General features: G+C 69.5%; 15 protein-coding genes. 8 read left to right on the top strand and 7 right to left on the bottom strand.

Annotation, left to right across the window (positions count from 1 at the left end; translation table 11 throughout):
* The first annotated feature begins 2 nt into the window (after positions 1–2).
* The 4 genes from AB0K73_RS02195 to AB0K73_RS02180 all read left to right on the top strand — a co-directional run bounded on the left by AB0K73_RS02195 (position 3) and on the right by AB0K73_RS02180 (position 6,441).
* Positions 3–1,490 (top strand): leucyl aminopeptidase, encoded by a 1,488-nt coding sequence (locus AB0K73_RS02195; RefSeq protein WP_360510827.1) that lies wholly within the window; start codon positions 3–5, stop codon positions 1,488–1,490.
* A 58-nt stretch (positions 1,491–1,548) separates the two neighbouring features.
* Entirely contained in the window at positions 1,549–2,457 is a 909-nt protein-coding gene (locus AB0K73_RS02190) for a PhzF family phenazine biosynthesis isomerase (protein WP_360510828.1), read from the top strand.
* Between the two features lie 152 nt (positions 2,458–2,609).
* On the top strand, positions 2,610–4,856 hold the full coding sequence (locus AB0K73_RS02185) for an AAA family ATPase (RefSeq protein ID WP_360510829.1): 2,247 nt from the start codon (positions 2,610–2,612) through the stop codon (positions 4,854–4,856).
* A 10-nt stretch (positions 4,857–4,866) separates the two neighbouring features.
* Complete coding sequence (locus AB0K73_RS02180) at positions 4,867–6,441, top strand: carboxylesterase/lipase family protein (RefSeq protein ID WP_360510830.1); 1,575 nt, start codon at positions 4,867–4,869, stop codon at positions 6,439–6,441.
* A gap of 78 nt (positions 6,442–6,519) precedes the next feature.
* Here the strand turns inward: AB0K73_RS02180 and AB0K73_RS02175 are convergent, their stop codons facing one another.
* On the bottom strand, positions 6,520–7,869 hold the full coding sequence (locus AB0K73_RS02175) for an MFS transporter (protein ID WP_364774783.1): 1,350 nt from the start codon (positions 7,867–7,869) through the stop codon (positions 6,520–6,522).
* A 48-nt stretch (positions 7,870–7,917) separates the two neighbouring features.
* On the opposite strand from AB0K73_RS02175, the gene AB0K73_RS02170 reads away from it, so the two are divergent.
* The 3 genes from AB0K73_RS02170 to AB0K73_RS02160 all read left to right on the top strand — a co-directional run bounded on the left by AB0K73_RS02170 (position 7,918) and on the right by AB0K73_RS02160 (position 11,648).
* Positions 7,918–8,967 (top strand): zinc-dependent alcohol dehydrogenase family protein, encoded by a 1,050-nt coding sequence (locus AB0K73_RS02170; RefSeq protein ID WP_360510832.1) that lies wholly within the window; start codon positions 7,918–7,920, stop codon positions 8,965–8,967.
* Between the two features lie 227 nt (positions 8,968–9,194).
* The gene (locus tag AB0K73_RS02165; RefSeq protein WP_360510833.1) at positions 9,195–10,940 is read left to right on the top strand and encodes a S8 family serine peptidase; all 1,746 of its coding nucleotides are present in this window, start codon (positions 9,195–9,197) and stop codon (positions 10,938–10,940) included.
* A gap of 168 nt (positions 10,941–11,108) precedes the next feature.
* Positions 11,109–11,648 (top strand): flavodoxin domain-containing protein, encoded by a 540-nt coding sequence (locus tag AB0K73_RS02160; protein ID WP_360510834.1) that lies wholly within the window; start codon positions 11,109–11,111, stop codon positions 11,646–11,648.
* A gap of 19 nt (positions 11,649–11,667) precedes the next feature.
* Here AB0K73_RS02160 and AB0K73_RS02155 read toward each other — a convergent pair whose 3' ends face one another.
* The 3 genes from AB0K73_RS02155 to AB0K73_RS02145 all read right to left on the bottom strand — a co-directional run bounded on the left by AB0K73_RS02155 (position 11,668) and on the right by AB0K73_RS02145 (position 14,783).
* Positions 11,668–12,738 (bottom strand): low specificity L-threonine aldolase, encoded by a 1,071-nt coding sequence (locus tag AB0K73_RS02155; protein WP_360510835.1) that lies wholly within the window; start codon positions 12,736–12,738, stop codon positions 11,668–11,670.
* A 63-nt stretch (positions 12,739–12,801) separates the two neighbouring features.
* Positions 12,802–13,902: an ABC transporter permease gene (locus AB0K73_RS02150; protein ID WP_360510836.1), complete on the bottom strand. Its 1,101-nt coding sequence runs from the start codon at positions 13,900–13,902 to the stop codon at positions 12,802–12,804.
* Positions 13,899–14,783, bottom strand: a complete 885-nt coding sequence (locus AB0K73_RS02145) for an ATP-binding cassette domain-containing protein (RefSeq protein ID WP_360511285.1) — start codon at positions 14,781–14,783, stop codon at positions 13,899–13,901. The genes AB0K73_RS02150 and AB0K73_RS02145 overlap by 4 nt, the downstream gene beginning before the upstream one ends.
* Positions 14,784–14,973: 190 nt before the next feature.
* Between AB0K73_RS02145 and AB0K73_RS02140 the strand changes: the two genes are divergently transcribed.
* Positions 14,974–16,401: an MFS transporter gene (locus tag AB0K73_RS02140; protein WP_360511287.1), complete on the top strand. Its 1,428-nt coding sequence runs from the start codon at positions 14,974–14,976 to the stop codon at positions 16,399–16,401.
* Here the strand turns inward: AB0K73_RS02140 and AB0K73_RS02135 are convergent.
* The 3 genes from AB0K73_RS02135 to AB0K73_RS02125 are packed head-to-tail and all read right to left on the bottom strand — an operon-like array spanning position 16,386 to position 17,772.
* Positions 16,386–16,949 (bottom strand): dihydrofolate reductase family protein, encoded by a 564-nt coding sequence (locus AB0K73_RS02135; protein ID WP_360510837.1) that lies wholly within the window; start codon positions 16,947–16,949, stop codon positions 16,386–16,388. The genes AB0K73_RS02140 and AB0K73_RS02135 overlap by 16 nt on opposite strands.
* Positions 16,946–17,440 (bottom strand): SRPBCC domain-containing protein, encoded by a 495-nt coding sequence (locus tag AB0K73_RS02130; protein ID WP_360510838.1) that lies wholly within the window; start codon positions 17,438–17,440, stop codon positions 16,946–16,948. The genes AB0K73_RS02135 and AB0K73_RS02130 overlap by 4 nt, the downstream gene beginning before the upstream one ends.
* A complete protein-coding gene (locus tag AB0K73_RS02125; protein ID WP_360510839.1) occupies positions 17,437–17,772 on the bottom strand; it encodes a metalloregulator ArsR/SmtB family transcription factor in 336 nt (111 codons plus the stop codon). The genes AB0K73_RS02130 and AB0K73_RS02125 overlap by 4 nt, the downstream gene beginning before the upstream one ends.
* Positions 17,773–17,804: the final 32 nt, after the last annotated feature.

Below are 17,804 nucleotides of genomic sequence, written 5' to 3'. Positions count from 1 at the left end.
CAGTGAGCACGTCCTCCGCGGTGTCGCAGCGGGCGGACGCCCTCGTGATCGGTGTCGTGAAGGGACCCGAGGGACCGCTGCTGGTGCCCGGCGCGGAGACGGTGGTAGAGGCGTTCGACGGCGCGCTGGTCGAGATCCTCGGCAGGCTCGGCGTGACCGGCGCCGAGGGCGAGGTGGTCAAGCTGCCGTCGCCCAGCGGCGTCCAGCCGGGCGTGGTCCTCGCGGTCGGACTCGGAGCCGCGTACGACGCGGAGAAGCTGCGCGAGGCCACAGGTGTGGCCGCCCGGAACCTGGCAGGAATGGGGAACGTCTCCCTGGCCCTTCCGGTCGAGACCGCTGAGGCCGCCGAGGCGGTGGCGCTGGGAGGCCTGCTCGGTGCGTACACCTTCACGGCGTACCGCGCTCCCGGCAACACCAAGCCTCCCGTGGGTGAGCTGACCATCCTCACCCGCGATCGGAGCCAGACGAGCACCGAGGTCGCGGCGCAGCGCGCCACCGTGATCGGTCGGGAGCTGAACCGCTGCCGCGACCTGGTCAACATGCCGGCGAACGACCTGTCCCCGGAACGTTTCGCCGCCGCCGTGCGGGCCGCCGGCGAGGAGTACCGACTCGAAGTGGAGGTCCTCGACGAGAAGGCGCTCGCGGCAGGCTCGTTCGGCGGCATTCTCGGCGTGGGCCAGGGATCGGCCAGCCCGCCGCGGCTGGTGAGGATCGGCTACCGCCACCCGGACGCGCAGACCAGCCTGGCGTTCGTGGGCAAGGGGATCACCTATGACTCGGGCGGCATCTCGTTGAAGCCCGTCGGTTCCAACGAGATCATGAAACGCGACATGGCCGGTGCGGGCGCCGTGTTCGCCGCCGTGGCCGCCATCTCCCAGCTCGGTCTGCGGATCGAGGTCGACGGCTGGCTGGCCCTGGCCGAGAACATGCCGTCCGGCTCCGCCATCCGCCCCGGTGACGTGCTGCGGATGTACGGCGGCAAGACTGTCGAAGTGCTCAACACCGATGCCGAGGGACGGTTGGTGCTCGCCGACGCCTTGGTGCGGGCGAGCGAAGAGAAGCCTGACGCGATCGTGGACGTGGCCACCCTGACCGCGGCCACGAGAATGGCACTGGGCAACCGAATCTTCGGCGTGATGTCCAACAACGACGAGTTCCGCGACCGGATCCTGGACGCCGCCAAGCAGGCCGGCGAGCAGGCATGGCCGTTGCCGCTGCCTGCCCACCTGCGTACGGGTCTGGCCTCGCGGGTGGCCGACATCGCCAACACCGGCGAGCGGATGGGCGGTGGCCTGGTGGCCGGCCTGTTCCTCAAGGAATTCGTGCCGGACGACATCGACTGGGCTCACCTTGACATCGCCGGGCCGGCCTACCACGAAGGCGAACCGTACGGCTACACCCCCGCGGGCGGTACCGGATCCGCGGTGCGAACCCTGGTGCGGCTGGCGCAGGACGCCGCGGGACTTCGCAACGAGACGAGAGCATGCTGAATGCCCTGTCGGTCGCCGAATCCGTCGGCGGCCGGCTCGGGTCCACTGACGGGCGAGCATGAGCATTCTGTATCAGGTCGATGCCTTCACCACGAAGCCGTTCACCGGGAACCCGGCTGGTGTGGTCCTCGAGGCGCAGGGCATGTCGGACACCGAGATGCTCGCCGTCGCGCGGGAGCTGAACAACTCGGAGACGGCCTTCGTGCTGCCTGCGGACGGCGCCGACCACGACGTGCGAGTCCGGTTCTTCACCCCGACGACGGAGGTTCCGACGTGTGGGCACGCCACGGTCGGGGCGCACTTCGCCCGCGCCGTCGAGTACGGCCTGCCATCCGGTTCGCTGGTGCAGAAGACGGGCACTGGGTTGCTTCAGCGCGTCGAGGTGCACCGGGACAACGATCGGGTGCGGATCGGGATGCACCAGGGTACGGCCCGGTTCGGCCACGAGCTCGATCACCGCCAGGTGGACAGCCTGCTGAGGGGCCTCGGCACCGAAGCCGGCGCGCTTGCGGACAACGGCCCGGTCCAGGTCGTTTCGACCGGACACTCCAAAGTGCTGGTGGAACTGCGTGATCGCGCCGCAGTGGACGCCGTGCGGCCGGATCCCGCCACGTTGACGGCGCTGAGCCATGAAGTGGGCAGCAACGGCTTCTTCGTCTTCACCCGTGCCACCGACCACGCGAGTCTGCTCACGTGGTCACGGATGTTCGCACCTGCGATCGGCATCGTCGAGGACCCGGTGACCGGCAACGGACACGGCCCGCTCGGTGCGTACCTGGTGCGGCACGGCATTGTTCCGGCACCGAACGGAGAACTCGCCTTCACCGGGAGGCAGGGAGAAGCAATGGGGCGGCCCGGCGAGGTACGCGTCAGCGTCGAGACACAACCCGACGACGAACTCCTGGTGTCCATCACCGGCGACGCGGCAACGGCATTCCGGGCTGAGCTGAACCTTCCCGGCAGGTGAGGCCCACCGCAGGACATGGTTGCCCGCCCGCTGGCGGCACCCGCGGCATCCGTCTAGCGTGATCGTTGGGGGATGAAACGGCGAGTTGCCGGAATATCACCCTCCCGATCAAAGTTGAGTCTAGTAAGCTCAAGTTTGACGAAGGGATGCCGATGGCCAACATGCAGGGTGCGCCGAACTCGCAGGAGGAGCAGCAGTCGGCGCTCGAACAGTACGGGGTGAACCTCACCGACCTCGCGAAGGCGGGCAAGCTCGACCCCGTGATCGGGCGTGATGCCGAGATTCGCCGCGTCAGCCAGGTCCTCACGCGTCGCACCAAGAACAACCCCGTGCTCATCGGCGAGCCCGGCGTCGGCAAGACCGCCGTCGTCGAGGGGCTCGCCCAGCGCATCGTCGCCGGCGACGTCGCCGAGTCCTTGAAGGACAAGCAGCTCGTGTCGCTCGACATCTCGGCACTCGTGGCCGGCGCCATGTACCGCGGCCAGTTCGAGGAGCGCCTGAAGGCCGTGCTCAAGGAGATCAACGAGGCCGAAGGCGGCATCATCACGTTCGTCGACGAACTGCACCTGCTCATGGGCGCGGGCGGCGGCGAGGGCTCGGTCGCGGCATCCAACATGCTGAAGCCCATGTTGGCGCGCGGCGAGCTGCACCTTATCGGTGCCACCACGCTCGACGAGTATCGCGAGTACATCGAGAAGGATGCCGCGCTCGAACGTCGCTTCCAGCAGGTGTACGTCGGAGAGCCGTCGGTCGAAGACACGGTCGCGATCCTCCGCGGGCTCAAGGGCCGTTACGAGGCGCACCACGGGGTCACGATCTCGGATGCCGCACTCGTCGCCGCGGCATCCCTCTCCAATCGCTACATCACGGCCCGGCAACTGCCGGACAAGGCCATCGACCTCATCGACGAGGCCATGAGCCGCCTCAAGATGGAGATCGACTCGAGCCCCGTCGAGATCGACCAGCTGAAGCGCCAGGTCGACCGGCTGAAGCTCGAGGAGCTCGCCCTCAAGCGCGAGAAGGACGAGGCGTCGAAGGAGCGGCTCGCGAAGCTCCGTGAGACGCTCGCGGATCAGGAGCACGAGCTCGGCGAGCTCGAGGCGCGCTGGGCTCGCGAGCGCATGGGGCTGAACCGCGTCGGCGAGTTGAAGAAGCTGCTCGACGAGGCCATCACCGAGCGGGATCGCGCCATGCGCGAGGCCGACTACCAGCGGGCGTCGAAGCTCGAGTACGAGACCATCAAGCAGCTCGAGCGGGATCTCGCCGAGGCCGAGCGCGCCGAGGAGGCGCCCGACGAGCCGCGCATGGTCAACGAGCAGGTCACCGAGGAGGACATCGCCGCGGTCATCTCGGCGTGGACGGGCATTCCAGTCGGCCGGCTCATGCAGGGCGAGACCGAGAAGCTGCTGCACCTCGAGGCGGAGCTCGGCAAGCGCCTCATCGGGCAGAAGCGGGCCGTGGCATCCGTCGCCGACGCCGTTCGTCGTTCGCGCGCCGGCATCAGCGATGCGAACCGCCCGACCGGCTCGTTCCTGTTCCTCGGACCGACCGGCGTCGGCAAGACCGAGCTCGCGAGGGCGCTGGCCGAGTTCCTCTTCGACGACGAGCACGCCATGGTGCGCATCGACATGTCGGAATACGGCGAGAAGTTCTCGGTCTCGCGGCTGGTCGGTGCCCCTCCGGGCTACGTTGGCTACGACCAGGGCGGGCAGCTGACCGAGGCGGTGCGCCGTCGGCCCTACTCGGTGGTGCTGTTCGACGAGGTCGAGAAGGCGCACCCCGAGGTGTTCGACGTGCTGTTGCAGGTGCTCGACGATGGCCGCCTGACCGACGGCCAGGGTCGCACCGTCGACTTCCGGAACACGATCCTCATCCTCACGTCGAACCTCGGGTCGCAGTTCCTCATCGACCCGTCGCTCTCGTGGGACGAGAAGGAGCAGGCTGTGCTGCAGACCGTGCGGCAGTCGTTCAAGCCCGAGTTCGTGAACCGCCTCGACGACATCGTCGTGTTCTCGGCGCTCACCGAGGAGGAGCTCGCCGAGATCGTGAACCTGTACATCGACCGGCTGTCGGCGAGGCTCCACGACCGGCGCCTGCAGCTCGGCGTCACGCCCGACGCCCGAGCCTGGCTCGCCGAGCGCGGGTACGATCCGCTCTACGGTGCTCGTCCGCTGCGTCGCCTCATGCAGAAGGAGATCGACGACCGCCTCGCCCGAGCCCTGCTCACGGGCGACATCCGCGACGGCGACACGGTGAAGGTCGACCTCGATGCCGACGGCGACTCGCTCACGGTTGCTCGAGCCGAGGACGTCGTCGACGAGGGCGGCATCGGCGGCAACGGCAACGGTGGGGCCGGCGGATCCGCCGACGAGGTCATCGACGCCGAGATCATCGAGTAAGCCGGTTGCCATGCTCCTGAACGGGGCGACCCGCACGGATCGCGCCCACCTCGGTCTCCTCATCGAGACCGAGGGGGGCGCCGTGCGCGGCATCCGACACCGTGGCGTGCGGATGTGGCGCGGCATCCCGTATGCGGCCGACACCGGTGGCGCTCGCCGTTTCCGGGCGCCCGAGGCGGCTCCCGGGTGGGATGGCGTACGCGATGCGTCGACCTACGGCCCGGTCGCCCCGCAGCTGCGACGTGGCCAGTTCATCGGCGCACACCCGAGGCTGGTTCGCAGCGAGGACTGCCTGAGCGTCAACGTGACCGCACCCGACGAGGCGGATGCGCCGGCGGGAGGTCGTCCCGTCATGGTCTTCATCCACGGCGGCGCGTACAGCGTCGGCTCGTCGGGCGAGTACCCGCGCCAGGGCGAGCGTCTCGTCCGGCAGCACGGCGTCGTGTACGTCAGCCTCAACTACCGGCTCGGCGCGCTCGGCTGGCTCGACTTCCGGAGGTACTCGGCGCCGGGGCATCCGTTCGACGTCAACCTCGGCCTCCGCGACCAGGTGGCGGCGCTCGAGTGGGTGCGCCGCAACATCCGCGCCTTCGGCGGCGACCCGAACAACGTGACGCTCTTCGGCGAGTCGTCGGGTGCGAACTCGGTCACCACGCTCATGGCCGTGCCCGCGGCGGAGGGGCTGTTCGAACGCGCGATCGCACAGAGCTCGCCGGCGAACGCCGTGTACCTGCCCACGGTCGCCGCCGAGTGGGCGGGGGAGTACGTGCGCATCGTGAGCCACCTCGTCGATGACGACGACCTCGACAGCGAATCCGCTGAGGATGCCGCGGTGATGCTGCGGACGGCCGACCCGATGGTGCTCGCCGCGGCGACGACCGCACTCAGCGTCCGCACGCCCGACGAGCATCCGGGCACGATCAGCCTCGCCCCGGTCATCGACGGCGAGTTCCTCCCCCATCGCCCGCTCGACGCGTTCCGCGACGGCCTCGCGCACCGGGTGCCGCTCATCATCGGCACCAACGACCGCGAGGGCTCGCTCTTCGAAGGCCGCATCGGCATCCTCCCGACGACGAAGCCGCGCATCCGCGCCATCTTCGCGAACACGAAGAAGAAGGCGCGCAAGGCCATCAAGCGCCAGTATCCGGGGCTGCCCGAGCGACGCCCGGCGGCCGACTTCGGCGGCGACTTCACGTTCTGGTTCCCGTCGGTGAAGGTCGGCGAGCGGCACTCGCGCTACGCACCGACGTACTTCTACCGCTTCGATGCGGCGCCGCGGATGCCGCGGCTGCTCGGCCTCGACGCGACGCACGGCCTCGAGCTCTTCGCCCTGTTCGAGAAGTTCGACACCCTCACCGGTGCGGCGCTCACCCTGCTCGGCGGCCGGCGGATGTACCGCGAGGTCGGGCGACGGATGCAACGCCACTGGACGTCATTCGCGGCATCGGGCACGCCCGGGCCCGAGTGGCCGCAGTACGACGAGGTCGAGCGGTGCACGCTCGTGTTCGACCGCGTCGACCACGTGGAACTCGACCCTCGACGCGAGAAACGGCTCGCGTGGCAGGCATTCGTGCCGCACGTGTGAGGTCGACGCTCACGACGGGTCGACGGCGGCGCCGGGCGGGCCCGAGCGGTCGAGCGCGGAGAGGTACCGAGCGCGGAGTCAGGCTTCGGGAGTCGGGGCGGCCGCGTGCGGCTGCGTCGAGACACCTTCGGGTGCCGCGACGCCGTTCGCGCTCGCCGAGAGGCGTCGCTCGAGGGTGCTCGCAAGCACGCCGATGCCGAGGCATCCCACGACCATGACGACGATGTACACCACGTCGAGGCCCTGGTCGAGCAGGAGTCCGGCGGCGATGGGGCCGGTGATCGCGCCGCCCTGGAACGCCGCCGCGTTGATCGCGTTGTAGCGGCCGCGGTTGTGGTCGGAGGCGAGGTCGTTGTAGATCGCCGGCACCGTCGGTTGCAACAGGGTCTCGCCGAACGCGAAGACACCCATGAATGCCAGGACGCCGATGGCGGCGGCAACGGAATCGGGCACCAGCCCGGCGCCGCCCAGGATCAGCCAGGAGCACGCCCACACCAGCGCCATGACCCACATGACGCGCGTGCGGCGGCGACCGGTGATGCGTTTGAGCACCGTGAACTGCAGGAGCACGATCACCGCGGTGTTGACCGCGAACGCGAGCCCGACGACGCGGGTCGAGACCTCGGCGACCTGCCGCGAATACGCCGGGAACCCGGCCTCCATCTGGCCGTAGCCGATGAACATCGCGATGAAGGTGAGCAGGGTCAGCCAGAGCACCGGCGGCTGCCGGAGGATCTCGCGGTAGGTTCCGCCCTGCGGGGCGTCGTCGGTGGGCTCGACGTGCGTGCGTACGTTCCGGAGCGGCCCGAGCAGCAGCACCACCGGTATGAGGCAGCTGATCGCGTCGGCCAGGAAGATCACGGTGAAGGTCTCGGGCGAGTCGACGTCGACGAAGAAGCCGCCGATGATGCCGCCCACTCCGATGCCGAGGTTGACGAGCGCGAAGTTGACCCCGAAGTACTGCTGGCGCAGGTCGCCCTCGACCACGGCCGCGATCAGGGCGTTGAAGCCTGGCCAGGAGACGCCGAAGTTCACTCCGATCAGCACCAGCCCGGCGGCGGCCATCCACGGGTCGGTCGCGAACGCGAGCAGCGCGCAACCGGCGATCATCGCCGCGAGCCCGGCGAGCAGCACCGCGCGAGCGCCGAGCCGGTCGATGAGCGTGCCTCCCGGACCGGTCACCAGCAATCCGACGATCGCGATCAGACTCATCAGCCCGCCCGAGAGCCCGAGGTCGAAACCCCGAACCTCATGCAGGTAGATGATCGTGAACGGCAGGGTCAGCCCCCGGCCGAGGGTCTGGATCGCGACCGTCGACAGCAGCCAACGGCCCTCGGTGGGCAGCGCTTGCCAGAAGGTCCTGATCCCGATCACCAGAGCATTCTGCTCGTGCCCACCGACATCGGAAACCGACTGTCTCGATTTCATCTCTCGCTGTCGGTATTTTGTGTACATCTGCGCGCGTACCCTCGGAAGATGCTTGCGACGATCATCCACGCGCCCCGCGACATCCGCGTCGAAACCGTGCCCGACCCCAAGCTGTCGACCGGCGGCGACGCGATCGTGCGCGTCGTTGCGGCGTGCGTCTGCGGCTCCGATCTCTGGCCCTACCGCGGCATCACGCCGACGCACGAGCCGCACCGCATCGGACACGAGTTCGTCGGCGTCGTCGAGGCGGTCGGCGACGACGTCGAGCGCATCACGGTGGGCGACTTCGTCATCGCGCCGTTCTACGTGTGCGACAACACGTGCATCAACTGCCGCAACGGGGTGTCGACGTCGTGCCTGCACGGCGGCTGGTGGGGCAGCGACGACCGGCTCGGCGGCTTCGCCGACGGCGGCCAGGGCGAGCGGGTGCGAGTGCCGCTCGCCGACGGCACGCTGGTCGCGGTTCCCGGACCGGTCACCGACGAGCAGGTGCCCGGACTCCTCGCCCTCTCCGACGTGATGGGCACGGGCCACCATGCGGCCGTCTCCGCGGGCGTCGGCCCCGGCGACTCGATCGCGGTCGTGGGCGACGGAGCCGTCGGCCTGTGCGCGATCATCGCTGCCCGTCGACTCGGTGCGACGACGATCATCGCGATGTCGCGGCATCCGGAGCGGCAGGCCCTCGCCCGCGACTTCGGCGCGACGCACATCGTGGCGGAGCGCGGCGCGGTGGGCGTCACGGCCGTGCAGGAGCTGACGCACGGCATCGGCGCCGACCGGGTGCTCGAGTGCGTGGGCACCAAGGAGTCGATGGACCAGGCGATCCGCTCCACCCGTCCCGGCGGCATGGTCGGCTACGTCGGGGTGCCGAACGGTGGTCCCGAGCTGCCGGTGCGGCCGCTCTTCAACCGCAACGTCGGCGTGAACGGCGGCGTCGCACCCGTGCGCGGCTACATCGAGGAGCTGCTTCCCGACGTGCTCTCGGGGGCCATCGAGCCGGGGCGGGTGTTCGACCTCGAGCTCCCGCTCGCCCAGGCGGCCGAAGCCTATGCCGCCATGGACGAGCGGCGCGCCGTCAAGGTGCTGCTGCGGCCGTAGCAGCCGGCTCCGGTGAGCGGATGTCGCGAGCCGACGCCGAACGGATGCCCCGACGGATGCCCCGAGCGGATGCCCCGACGGACGTCGTAGAACATGAGGCATCCGCGACATCAGCGACATCCGGAGAAGATCCTTCCCTTCCTGTCGCGCCTCTGCCAGCATGGCGCGAGTGTGCGCCCCAGAACGGGTGCCACCTGAAAGAAGGGACATCCAACTCCATGAGAGTGATGAGATCCATCGCCACGACGGCAGTGTTCGCACTCGCCGTCACCGGTCTGGCAGCCGGGTCCGCGTTCGCCGCATCGGCCGCCCCCAACGACGGGGGCGAGCATCAGTACGTCGTGCTGTTCGCCGAGGGCACGTCCTCGGCCGAGGCGCAGGCCGCCGTCGAGGCCGCTGGCGGCACGATCCTGAAGGAGAACACCGCGATCGGCGTCGCCACGGTCGTCACGACCGACGCGGAGTTCGCCGAGCAGGCCGCCGAGCAGGCGGTCATCGAGGGCACGGCGCAGAACCGCGTGGTCGGCGGCGTGCCCGACGACAGCGCGGCCAAGCAGAAGCTCCGCGACGACGCCGTCGAGCGCGAGACCCGGGTGACGCCCGAGGAGGCGGTCGGCCTCGGTAAGCCGAGCGACCCGGGCAAGCCCGTGAAGGGCGCCGAGCCGCTCGCCGACCTGCAGTGGGACATGCAGCAGATCGATGCGACGGTCGACGGTTCGTACGCGGTCGAGCGTGGCGACAAGAAGGTGCTCGTGGGAATCATCGACACCGGTGTCGATGGCAGCCACCCCGACATCAAGCCGAACTTCGACAAGCACCTCAGTCGCAACTTCACGACCGACATCCCCGTGGACGCGAACGGCGACCCGGTCGACGGCGACTGCGCTGAAGAACCCGACCAGTCCTGTGAGGACCCGGCCGATGTCGACGAGAACGGCCACGGCACGCACGTCGCCTCGACGATCGGCTCGCCGATCAACGGGATCGGCATCGCGGGCGTCGCGCCCGAGGTCACGCTGGTGAACCTGCGCGCGGGTCAGGACTCGGGGTACTTCTTCCTGCAGGCCTCGGTCGACGCGCTCACCTACGCCGGCGAGAACGGCATCGACGTCGTGAACATGAGCTACTACGTCGACCCGTGGCTGTTCAACTGCACCGACCACCCGGCCGACAGCGCCGAGGACCAGGCCGAGCAGCAGACGATCATCACCGCCATGCAACGCGCGCTCGACTTCGCGCGTGACAGTGGCGTGACCCTCGTCGCGGCGGCCGGCAACGGTGCGAGCGACTACACCAAGGTCCTCACCGACGCGTCGAGCCCCGACTACGCGAGCGAGCCCGGCGAGGTCGCCTACGTGCGCGACCTGCTCGACCCCGAGACGTGCATCTCGATGCCCACCGAGGGCGACGGCGTCATCTCGGTCTCGAGCACCGGTATCTCGGAGCGCAAGTCGTACTACTCGAACTACGGCAACGGGTTCGTGGATGTCGCGGCGCCCGGTGGCGACGTGTACGACACGGTCGACACCAAGCGCGACTACAAGGCCGGCATCCTCGCCGCGTACCCGACGGCACTCGCCGAGGCCGAGGGCGCGATCGACGAGAACGGCGACGTGGTCGTGCCGTGGGCCGTGAAGAGCTGCGACGTCAACGGCAAGGAATGCGCGTACTACCAGTACCTGCAGGGGACGTCGATGGCCTCGCCGCACGCGGCGGGTGTCGCGGCGCTCATCGTGAGCGCCTACGGCGAGCGCCAGCGCGGCGGGCTCACGCTCGACGCGGCCGAGGTGGAGCGCGTGCTCCTCGAGTCGGCCACGGCGAAGGCCTGCCCCGACCCCGCGGCGTACACCTACACGCGGATCCTGCCGAACGGCAGCGTCGCGACCGCCACGCACACGTGCGAGGGCACCGAGGAGTCGAACGGCTTCTACGGCGCGGGCATCATCAACGCGCTCGCGGCCGTCAGCGGCTGATCGGCTGAACCGACACGAGGGGCGGATGTCGCAGCTGCGGCATCCGCCCCTTCGTCATGTCCGGCGCCGACTCCTCGGCCTGCGGGACCTTCGTCACGCCCGGAGCGCCCCGGGACGGCGTAGCCTCACGAGCTTGGGAACCATGTGCGACGACGAAGGGGGAACGCCATGAAGGTGCTGGTCGCCTACGCGAGCAAGTACGGCGCGACGGAGGGCATCGCGCAACGCATCGGTGAGACGCTGCAGAAGCGCGGGCTCGAGGTCGACGTGCGCAGGTGCAAGGACCTGGATGACGCATCCGGCCACGACGCCTACGTCGTGGGCTCGGCGACGTACGCGTTCAACTGGCGGGGGAGCGCCAGGAAGTTCGTGGAGCTGAATGCCGAGGAGCTCGCCACCAAGCCCACGTGGCTGTTCTCCAGCGGCCCGCTCGGCACGGAGAAGGTCGACAAGGAGGGCAACGACGTGCTGAAGGGCGCCGAGCCCAAGCAGTTCACCGACTACGAAGACCTCGTGCACCCGCGCGGCAAGCAGGTGTTCCGCGGCGCGTACCACCACGACAGGATCCGCGGGGTCGACCGGGTGATCGCGTGGATGCCCGCGATCCGCGACATCATGCCCGAGGGCGACTTCCGGGAGTGGGACGCCATCGACGCGTGGGCGTCGTCGATCGCCGACGAGCTGGTGGGTTCGACGGCTCGGCCGTAGCGCATCGCCTTGAGGAGCCCTAGACGCGCGCGAGCTCCTCACGGATCGCCGCGACGAACGCGTCGATGTCGTCCTCGCTGGTGTCGAACGAGCACATCCAGCGCACCTCGCCTCGTGCAGCGTTCCAGTCGTAGAAGCGGAACCGCTCGCGCAGCCGGTCGGCCACGCCGGGGGGCAGCGTGGCGAAGACGCCGTTCGACTGCGTCTCCTGCGTGAACCCGAGGCCGGGCAGGTCACCGGCCGCGATGCCGGCGTCGAGCGCGTCGCGCAGGCGCCGCGCCATGGCGTTCGCGTGCGACGCATTGCGGAGGTACAGGTCACCCTCGAGCAGGGCGATGAGCTGCGCCGACACGAACCGCATCTTCGAGGCCAGCTGCATGTTGAGCTTGCGGAGGTACGTGAGCCCGACGGATGCCTCGTGGTTCAGCACCACGATGGCCTCGCCGCCGAGCGCGCCGTTCTTCGTGCCGCCGAAGCTCAGCACATCCACGCCGGCGTCGCGCGTGAACGCGCGCAGGGGCACCCCGAGCGACGCGGCCGCGTTCGAGAGCCGGGCGCCGTCCATGTGCAGCTTCATGCCGTGACGGTGCACGTGATCGGCGATCGTGCGCACCTCCTCGACCGAGTACGCGGTGCCGAGCTCGGTGGTCTGCGTGATCGACACCACGAGCGGCTGCGCCCGGTGCTCGTCGCCCCAGCCCCATGCCTCGCGGTCGATGAGCTCGGGGGTGAGCTTGCCATCGGGCGTCGGCACGGTGAGGAGCTTGATGCCGCCCACGCGCTCGGGCGCGCCACCCTCGTCGGAGTTGATGTGCGCCGTGGAGGCGCTGATCACGGCACCCCAGCGGGGGAGCATCGACTGCAGGCCGGTGACGTTCGCGCCCGTGCCGTTGAACACGGGGAACACCTCGACCCCGGCGCCGAAATGCTGCGCGAACACCTCCTGCAGGCGTTCGGTGTAGGCATCCTCGCCGTAGGCGACCTGGTGTCCGCCGTTCGCGGCGCTGATGGCCGCGAGCACCTCGGGGTGCACGCCGGAGTAGTTGTCGGAGGCGAAACCGCGGACGGCCGTGTCGTGGAGCTGGTTCACCGAACCATCCTGTCACCTCGGGGCATCCGCTCGCGGCGAGGCGTCCATCAGCCCCGCAGCGCGTCAGCCCCGCAGCGCCTCTCCGAGCCGCACGCGCGCACCCGTGCGCAGCAGCGAATTGCGGTAGATCCGCTCCCCGATCGCGACCGCGAGCACCGTCGTGGCGACGAGGATCGCGAGCGACAGGATCGGCTCCCACCACTCGGCCGCTCCGAGGAACACCTGCATCGGCATGCCGACGGGTGCCGAGAACGGCACGTAGCTCATGATCGCGAGCACCGTCGGGTTGTCGTTGAAGAAGATCACCAGGAGGTAGGGGATCATCACGAGCATCGTCACGGGCGTCGAGACCGATCCGATGTCCTCCGCACGCGACACCATCGCGGCGGTCGCGGCGAAGAGCGCCGCGAGCATCACGAAGCCGATGGCGAAGAAGACCACGAACCAGACGACGGATGCCCCGAGCCCGCCGAGCAGCACCCGCTGCCCCGTGACGATCAGGCCGAGCGTCGCGAGCACCGAGATGGCGACGATCTGGGCGAGCGCCATCGCCGAGTTGCCGAGGACCTTGCCGGTGAGCAGCGCCCGCGCCGACACGGTCGAGAGCAGGATCTCGACGATGCGCGTCTGCTTCTCCTCGACGACCGACTGCGCGATCGTGGTGCCGAAGGTGAGCGCCGACATGAAGAACACGAGCCCGAAACCGAACGCCACGAGGTACGCGAGCCCCGGGTCGGTCGCCGCCGGCTCGAGGAGCTCGACCGACGGACGCACCGCGAGGGCCGACACCACCTCGCCGGGCGGCGAGTCGAGTCCGATCACGGTGATGCCGAGTGGGTCGGATGCCGCGGGCGCGACGATCGCGTCGACCTCGCCGGCTCGGAGCATCCGCTCGGCCTCGTCGAGGTCGGATGCTCCGACGGCGTCGAGCGCCTCGTTGCCGGCGACGACCCCCGTGGCACCCGCGACGACCGCGACCTTCGTCGTGGAGGGCTGGTCGCCGAAGAGGCTCCCGAGCACAACGGAGGCGAGCACGCCGAGCATGAGCACGGCCGTCGAGATGAGGAACGCCCTGCTGCGCAGGCGCATGACGATCTCGCGCGAAGCGATGAGGCCGACGCTGTCGGCGAAGCGGGGAGCGATGCGGTCGGTGTCGGTGCTCATCGCACGACCTCCTTGAAGATCTCGGCGAGCGTGGTGCGCTCGCGGGCGAACGTGACGACCTCGCCCCGGGCGACGGCCTCGGCGAGCACCCCCTGCCGCGCGGCATCCGACTCGGCCTCGAAGACCGCCCACCCGCCGTCGAACTCGCCGACGGTGATGCCCGGGACGTCGCGGAGCCAGCCGACGTCGCCGCTCATGAGGAGCTCCCACCGTTCGGCGCCGTGCTCGGTACGCAGCGCGTCGCCCGTGCCGGCGGCGCGGATGCGGCCCCCGGCGATGATCACGAGGTCGTCGCAGAGGCGCTCGACGATGTCCAGCTGGTGCGACGAGAACAGCACGGGGGCACCGGATGCCGCGAATTCCGTGAGCACCGCCTGCACCGTCTCGACGGCCATCGGGTCGAGGCCCGAGAACGGCTCGTCGAGCACGAGCACCTCTGGACGGTGTACGAGCGCCGCGGCGATCTGGGCGCGCTGCTGGTTGCCGAGGGAGAGGCTCTCGATGGCGTCGTTCGCGCGTTCGCCGAGACCGAGCCGTTCGAGCAGTTCGAGGGCGTTGCGGCGCGCGGCGGCGGGTGTCCACCCGTGCAGTCGGGCGAGATAGACCGTCTGCTCGAGCAGGCGCATCTTCGGATAGAGGCCGCGTTCCTCGGGCATGTAGCCGAAGCGGCGGCGATCGGCGTCGATGAGCGGTGAGCCGTCGAGGGTCACCGTGCCGGAGTCGGCGGCGAGCACGCCGAGCACGATGCGCATGGCCGTGGTCTTGCCGGCCCCGTTCCCGCCGACGAATCCGGTGAGGCGGCCGTCGCCGACCGTGAAGCTCACCCCGTCGAGGGCGAGGCGATCGCCGTAGCGCTTGGTGAGGTCGTGGAGTTCGAGCATGATCCCACGGTACGGATGCCGCGGTGCGGCGGCATCCGCCGTGCGACGGGTCTCGGCGCTCCATCTCACGGCGGAGGCCTTCCGGATGTCGGGGGCCGTGACTACCCTCGCAAGGGTGACTGGAGCCTTGGGCGGTTCGGACACGGCGGGGGTGCCGACGACGACCGGCGTGACCCCGCCGCCCGGCGGCATGCGTACCTTCATGCACGTGCTCGCGAACACCATGATCGCGAACGTCACGACGAGCTTCCTCTGGTTCGCGCTCACGTTCTGGGTGTACCTCGAGACGCGCTCGGTGCTCGCGACCGGCATCATCGGTGGCGCCTACATGCTGCTCATCGCCATCTTCAGCATCGCGTTCGGCACCATCGTCGATCGGCACCGCAAGCACCGGGTGATGGTGCTCTCCAGCTTCATCACCCTCGGCTCCTTCGCGGTCGCCGGGGTGCTGTACCTGATGCAGCCCGAGTCGGCGCTGCTCGACCTCGGCGGCCCGTGGTTCTGGGCATTCGCGGGCATCATCCTGTTCGGCTCGGTCGTCGAGAACATGCGCAACATCGCCCTCTCGACGACCGTCACCCTGCTCGTGCCGCAGGATCGGCACGCGAACGCGAACGGCATGGTGGGCACCGTACAGGGCCTGGCCTTCATCGTCACGAGCGTGTTCAGCGGCCTCGCGATCGGGCTGCTCGGCATGGGGTGGACGCTCGCGATCGCCATTGCGGCGACCCTGGTTGCGCTCGTGCACCTCTTCTTCGTGCGCATCCCCGAGGAGAAGCCCGTCGCCGAGGGCGAGCGTCCGCCGGCGGTCGACCTGCGGGGCAGCATCGCCGCGGTGCGCGCCGCGCCCGGGCTCTTCGCGCTCATCCTGTTCACGACGTTCAACAACCTCATCGGCGGCGTCTACATCGCGCTGATGGACCCGTACGGCCTCACGCTGTTCCCCGTCGAGGCCTGGGGCGTGGTGTTCGGGGTCGCGTCGACCGGGTTCATCGTCGGCGGGCTCGTGATCGCGAAATGGGGACTCGGTCGCAACCCGATCCGCACGATGCTCCTGATCGTCATCGGCATGGGATTGCTCGGGGCGTTGTTCACCATCCGCGAGTGGTGGCTGCTGTACGCGGCGGGCATCTGGCTCTACATGGCCCTCATCCCCGCCGTGGAGGCGGCCGAGCAGACCATCATCCAGAAGGTCGTGCCGTTCCACCGGCAGGGTCGGGTGTTCGGCTTCGCGCAGGCGTTCGAGGCGGCGGCCGCCCCCATCACCGCGTTCATCATCGCGCCCATCGCCGAGTTCTGGATCATCCCCTACATGGGGTCCGACGACGGTCGCGCCACGTGGGGGTGGCTGCTCGGCGAGGGCGAGATGCGAGGCATCGCCCTGATCTTCCTCTTCAGCGGCCTCGCGCTCGTCGTGCTGGCGCTGGTTGCGTTCGGCACCCGCTCCTACCAGCTGCTGTCGGCGGAGTTCCACGGCGGCAGTTCGGTCGAGGCGCCGCCGGATGCCGCGACCGACGCGGCTGACGCCGCAGACGCACCCGACGCCGCAGACGCCGCAGACGCAGTCCGGGCGGGCGCCGACGCCGCGTCGTCAGAGGAGGCTCAGCGGAGGCGGTAGGTCGCGCCGACGTGTCCGCCGGGATGCGACACGACGCGGTCGAGGTCGAGGCGGCGCTCACCGAGACTCTCGGGCGTGAACGAGCGCCCGGCGCCGATGAGCACCGGCACGATACGAAGGCGCAATTCATCGACGAGGCCCGCCTCGAAGAGCGCGTCGGCGAGGGTCAGGCTGCCCCACACGACGATGCCGTCGAACCGCTCCTTGAGCGCGGCGACCGAATCGGTGGCGTCGCCGCGGAGGATCTCGATCGAGCCGTCGCCCCACGGAGCATCCGCCATCGAATTCGAGACGACGAACTTCGGCAGACGATTGATCGGCTCGGCGACGACCTCGACGGCCGGGTCGGCCTGCGGCCAGTAGCCCGCGAACATCCGGTAGGTGTTCGCGCCGAGCAGGATGGCGTCGACGTGCTCGAGGAAGGCGAGCTGGTCGGCGTCGTTCGGGTTGCCGGTCTCGGCGGACTCCATGAATCGGATGCCGCCGTCTGGCTCGGCCGCGTATCCGTCGACACTGACGATCTGCTCGACGGTGAGACGGCCGGTCACCGGGCCTCTCCCTTGGCGAGGTGCTCGGCGAGCAGGTCGAACGCGGAGTCCCAGCCGTCGTAGACGTTCTCGTCGCCCGGGCGGCCGTCCCACCCGAGCAGGTGGAACAGCATCTCGGTGCGATCGCCGGGGAGCTCGCGCAGGGTGACGGTGATGACCGGGGCGGTCGCGTCGTCATCGCCGGGCGATGCCCAGGTGAACGCGAGTCGCTCGGGTTCCACGACCTCGCGGTAGACCCCGACCGTGGGATACTCGGAGCCGTCGGCGTCGTTCACCATGGTGTAGGCGTAGCGCCCGCCCGTTCGGACGTCGATGGCGACGCTTCCGGGCTTGATCGAGATGCCGCGAGGGTGCCACCAGGTCGAGGCATCGGCCTCCGCCGTCCACGCCTGCCAGACGAGCTCGCGCGGCGCGTCGAAGATGCGGGTGATGGTGAACTGCGGGGTCTTTTCGTCGGTGGTTGCGTTCACCGGCGTTCGCTGGTCGGTCATGACTTCTCCTTCATTCGGCGGAGCTGCTCGTCGAGCAGGTCGAAGCGCTCGTTCCACTCGCCGCGGTGTCGTTCCACCCACTCGGATGCCCCGTCGAGGGGTTCAGTGCGCAGCGTGCAGGTGCGCCACTGCGCCGTGGTGGTGCGCTCGATGAGTCCCGCGCGCTCGAGCACCTTGAGGTGCTGCGAGATCGCCGGCCGGCTCATCGCGAACGGCTCGGCCAGCTCGCCCACGGTCGTCGGCCCGCTGTGCAGGCGCGACAGGATCGCGCGCCGGGTCGGGTCGGCGAGCGCGTGGAACACGAGGCTGAGCCCGTCGCTCGCGTTTGCCATGTAAGCAACTCCTTAATTAATGATGTGCTTAA

This window comes from Agromyces sp. NPDC052230, from assembly GCF_040679595.1.
Lineage (GTDB): Bacteria > Actinomycetota > Actinomycetes > Actinomycetales > Microbacteriaceae > Agromyces.
The sequence above is the reverse complement of the archived record's forward strand: the minus strand, read 5'-3'. Positions and strand labels throughout refer to the sequence as shown.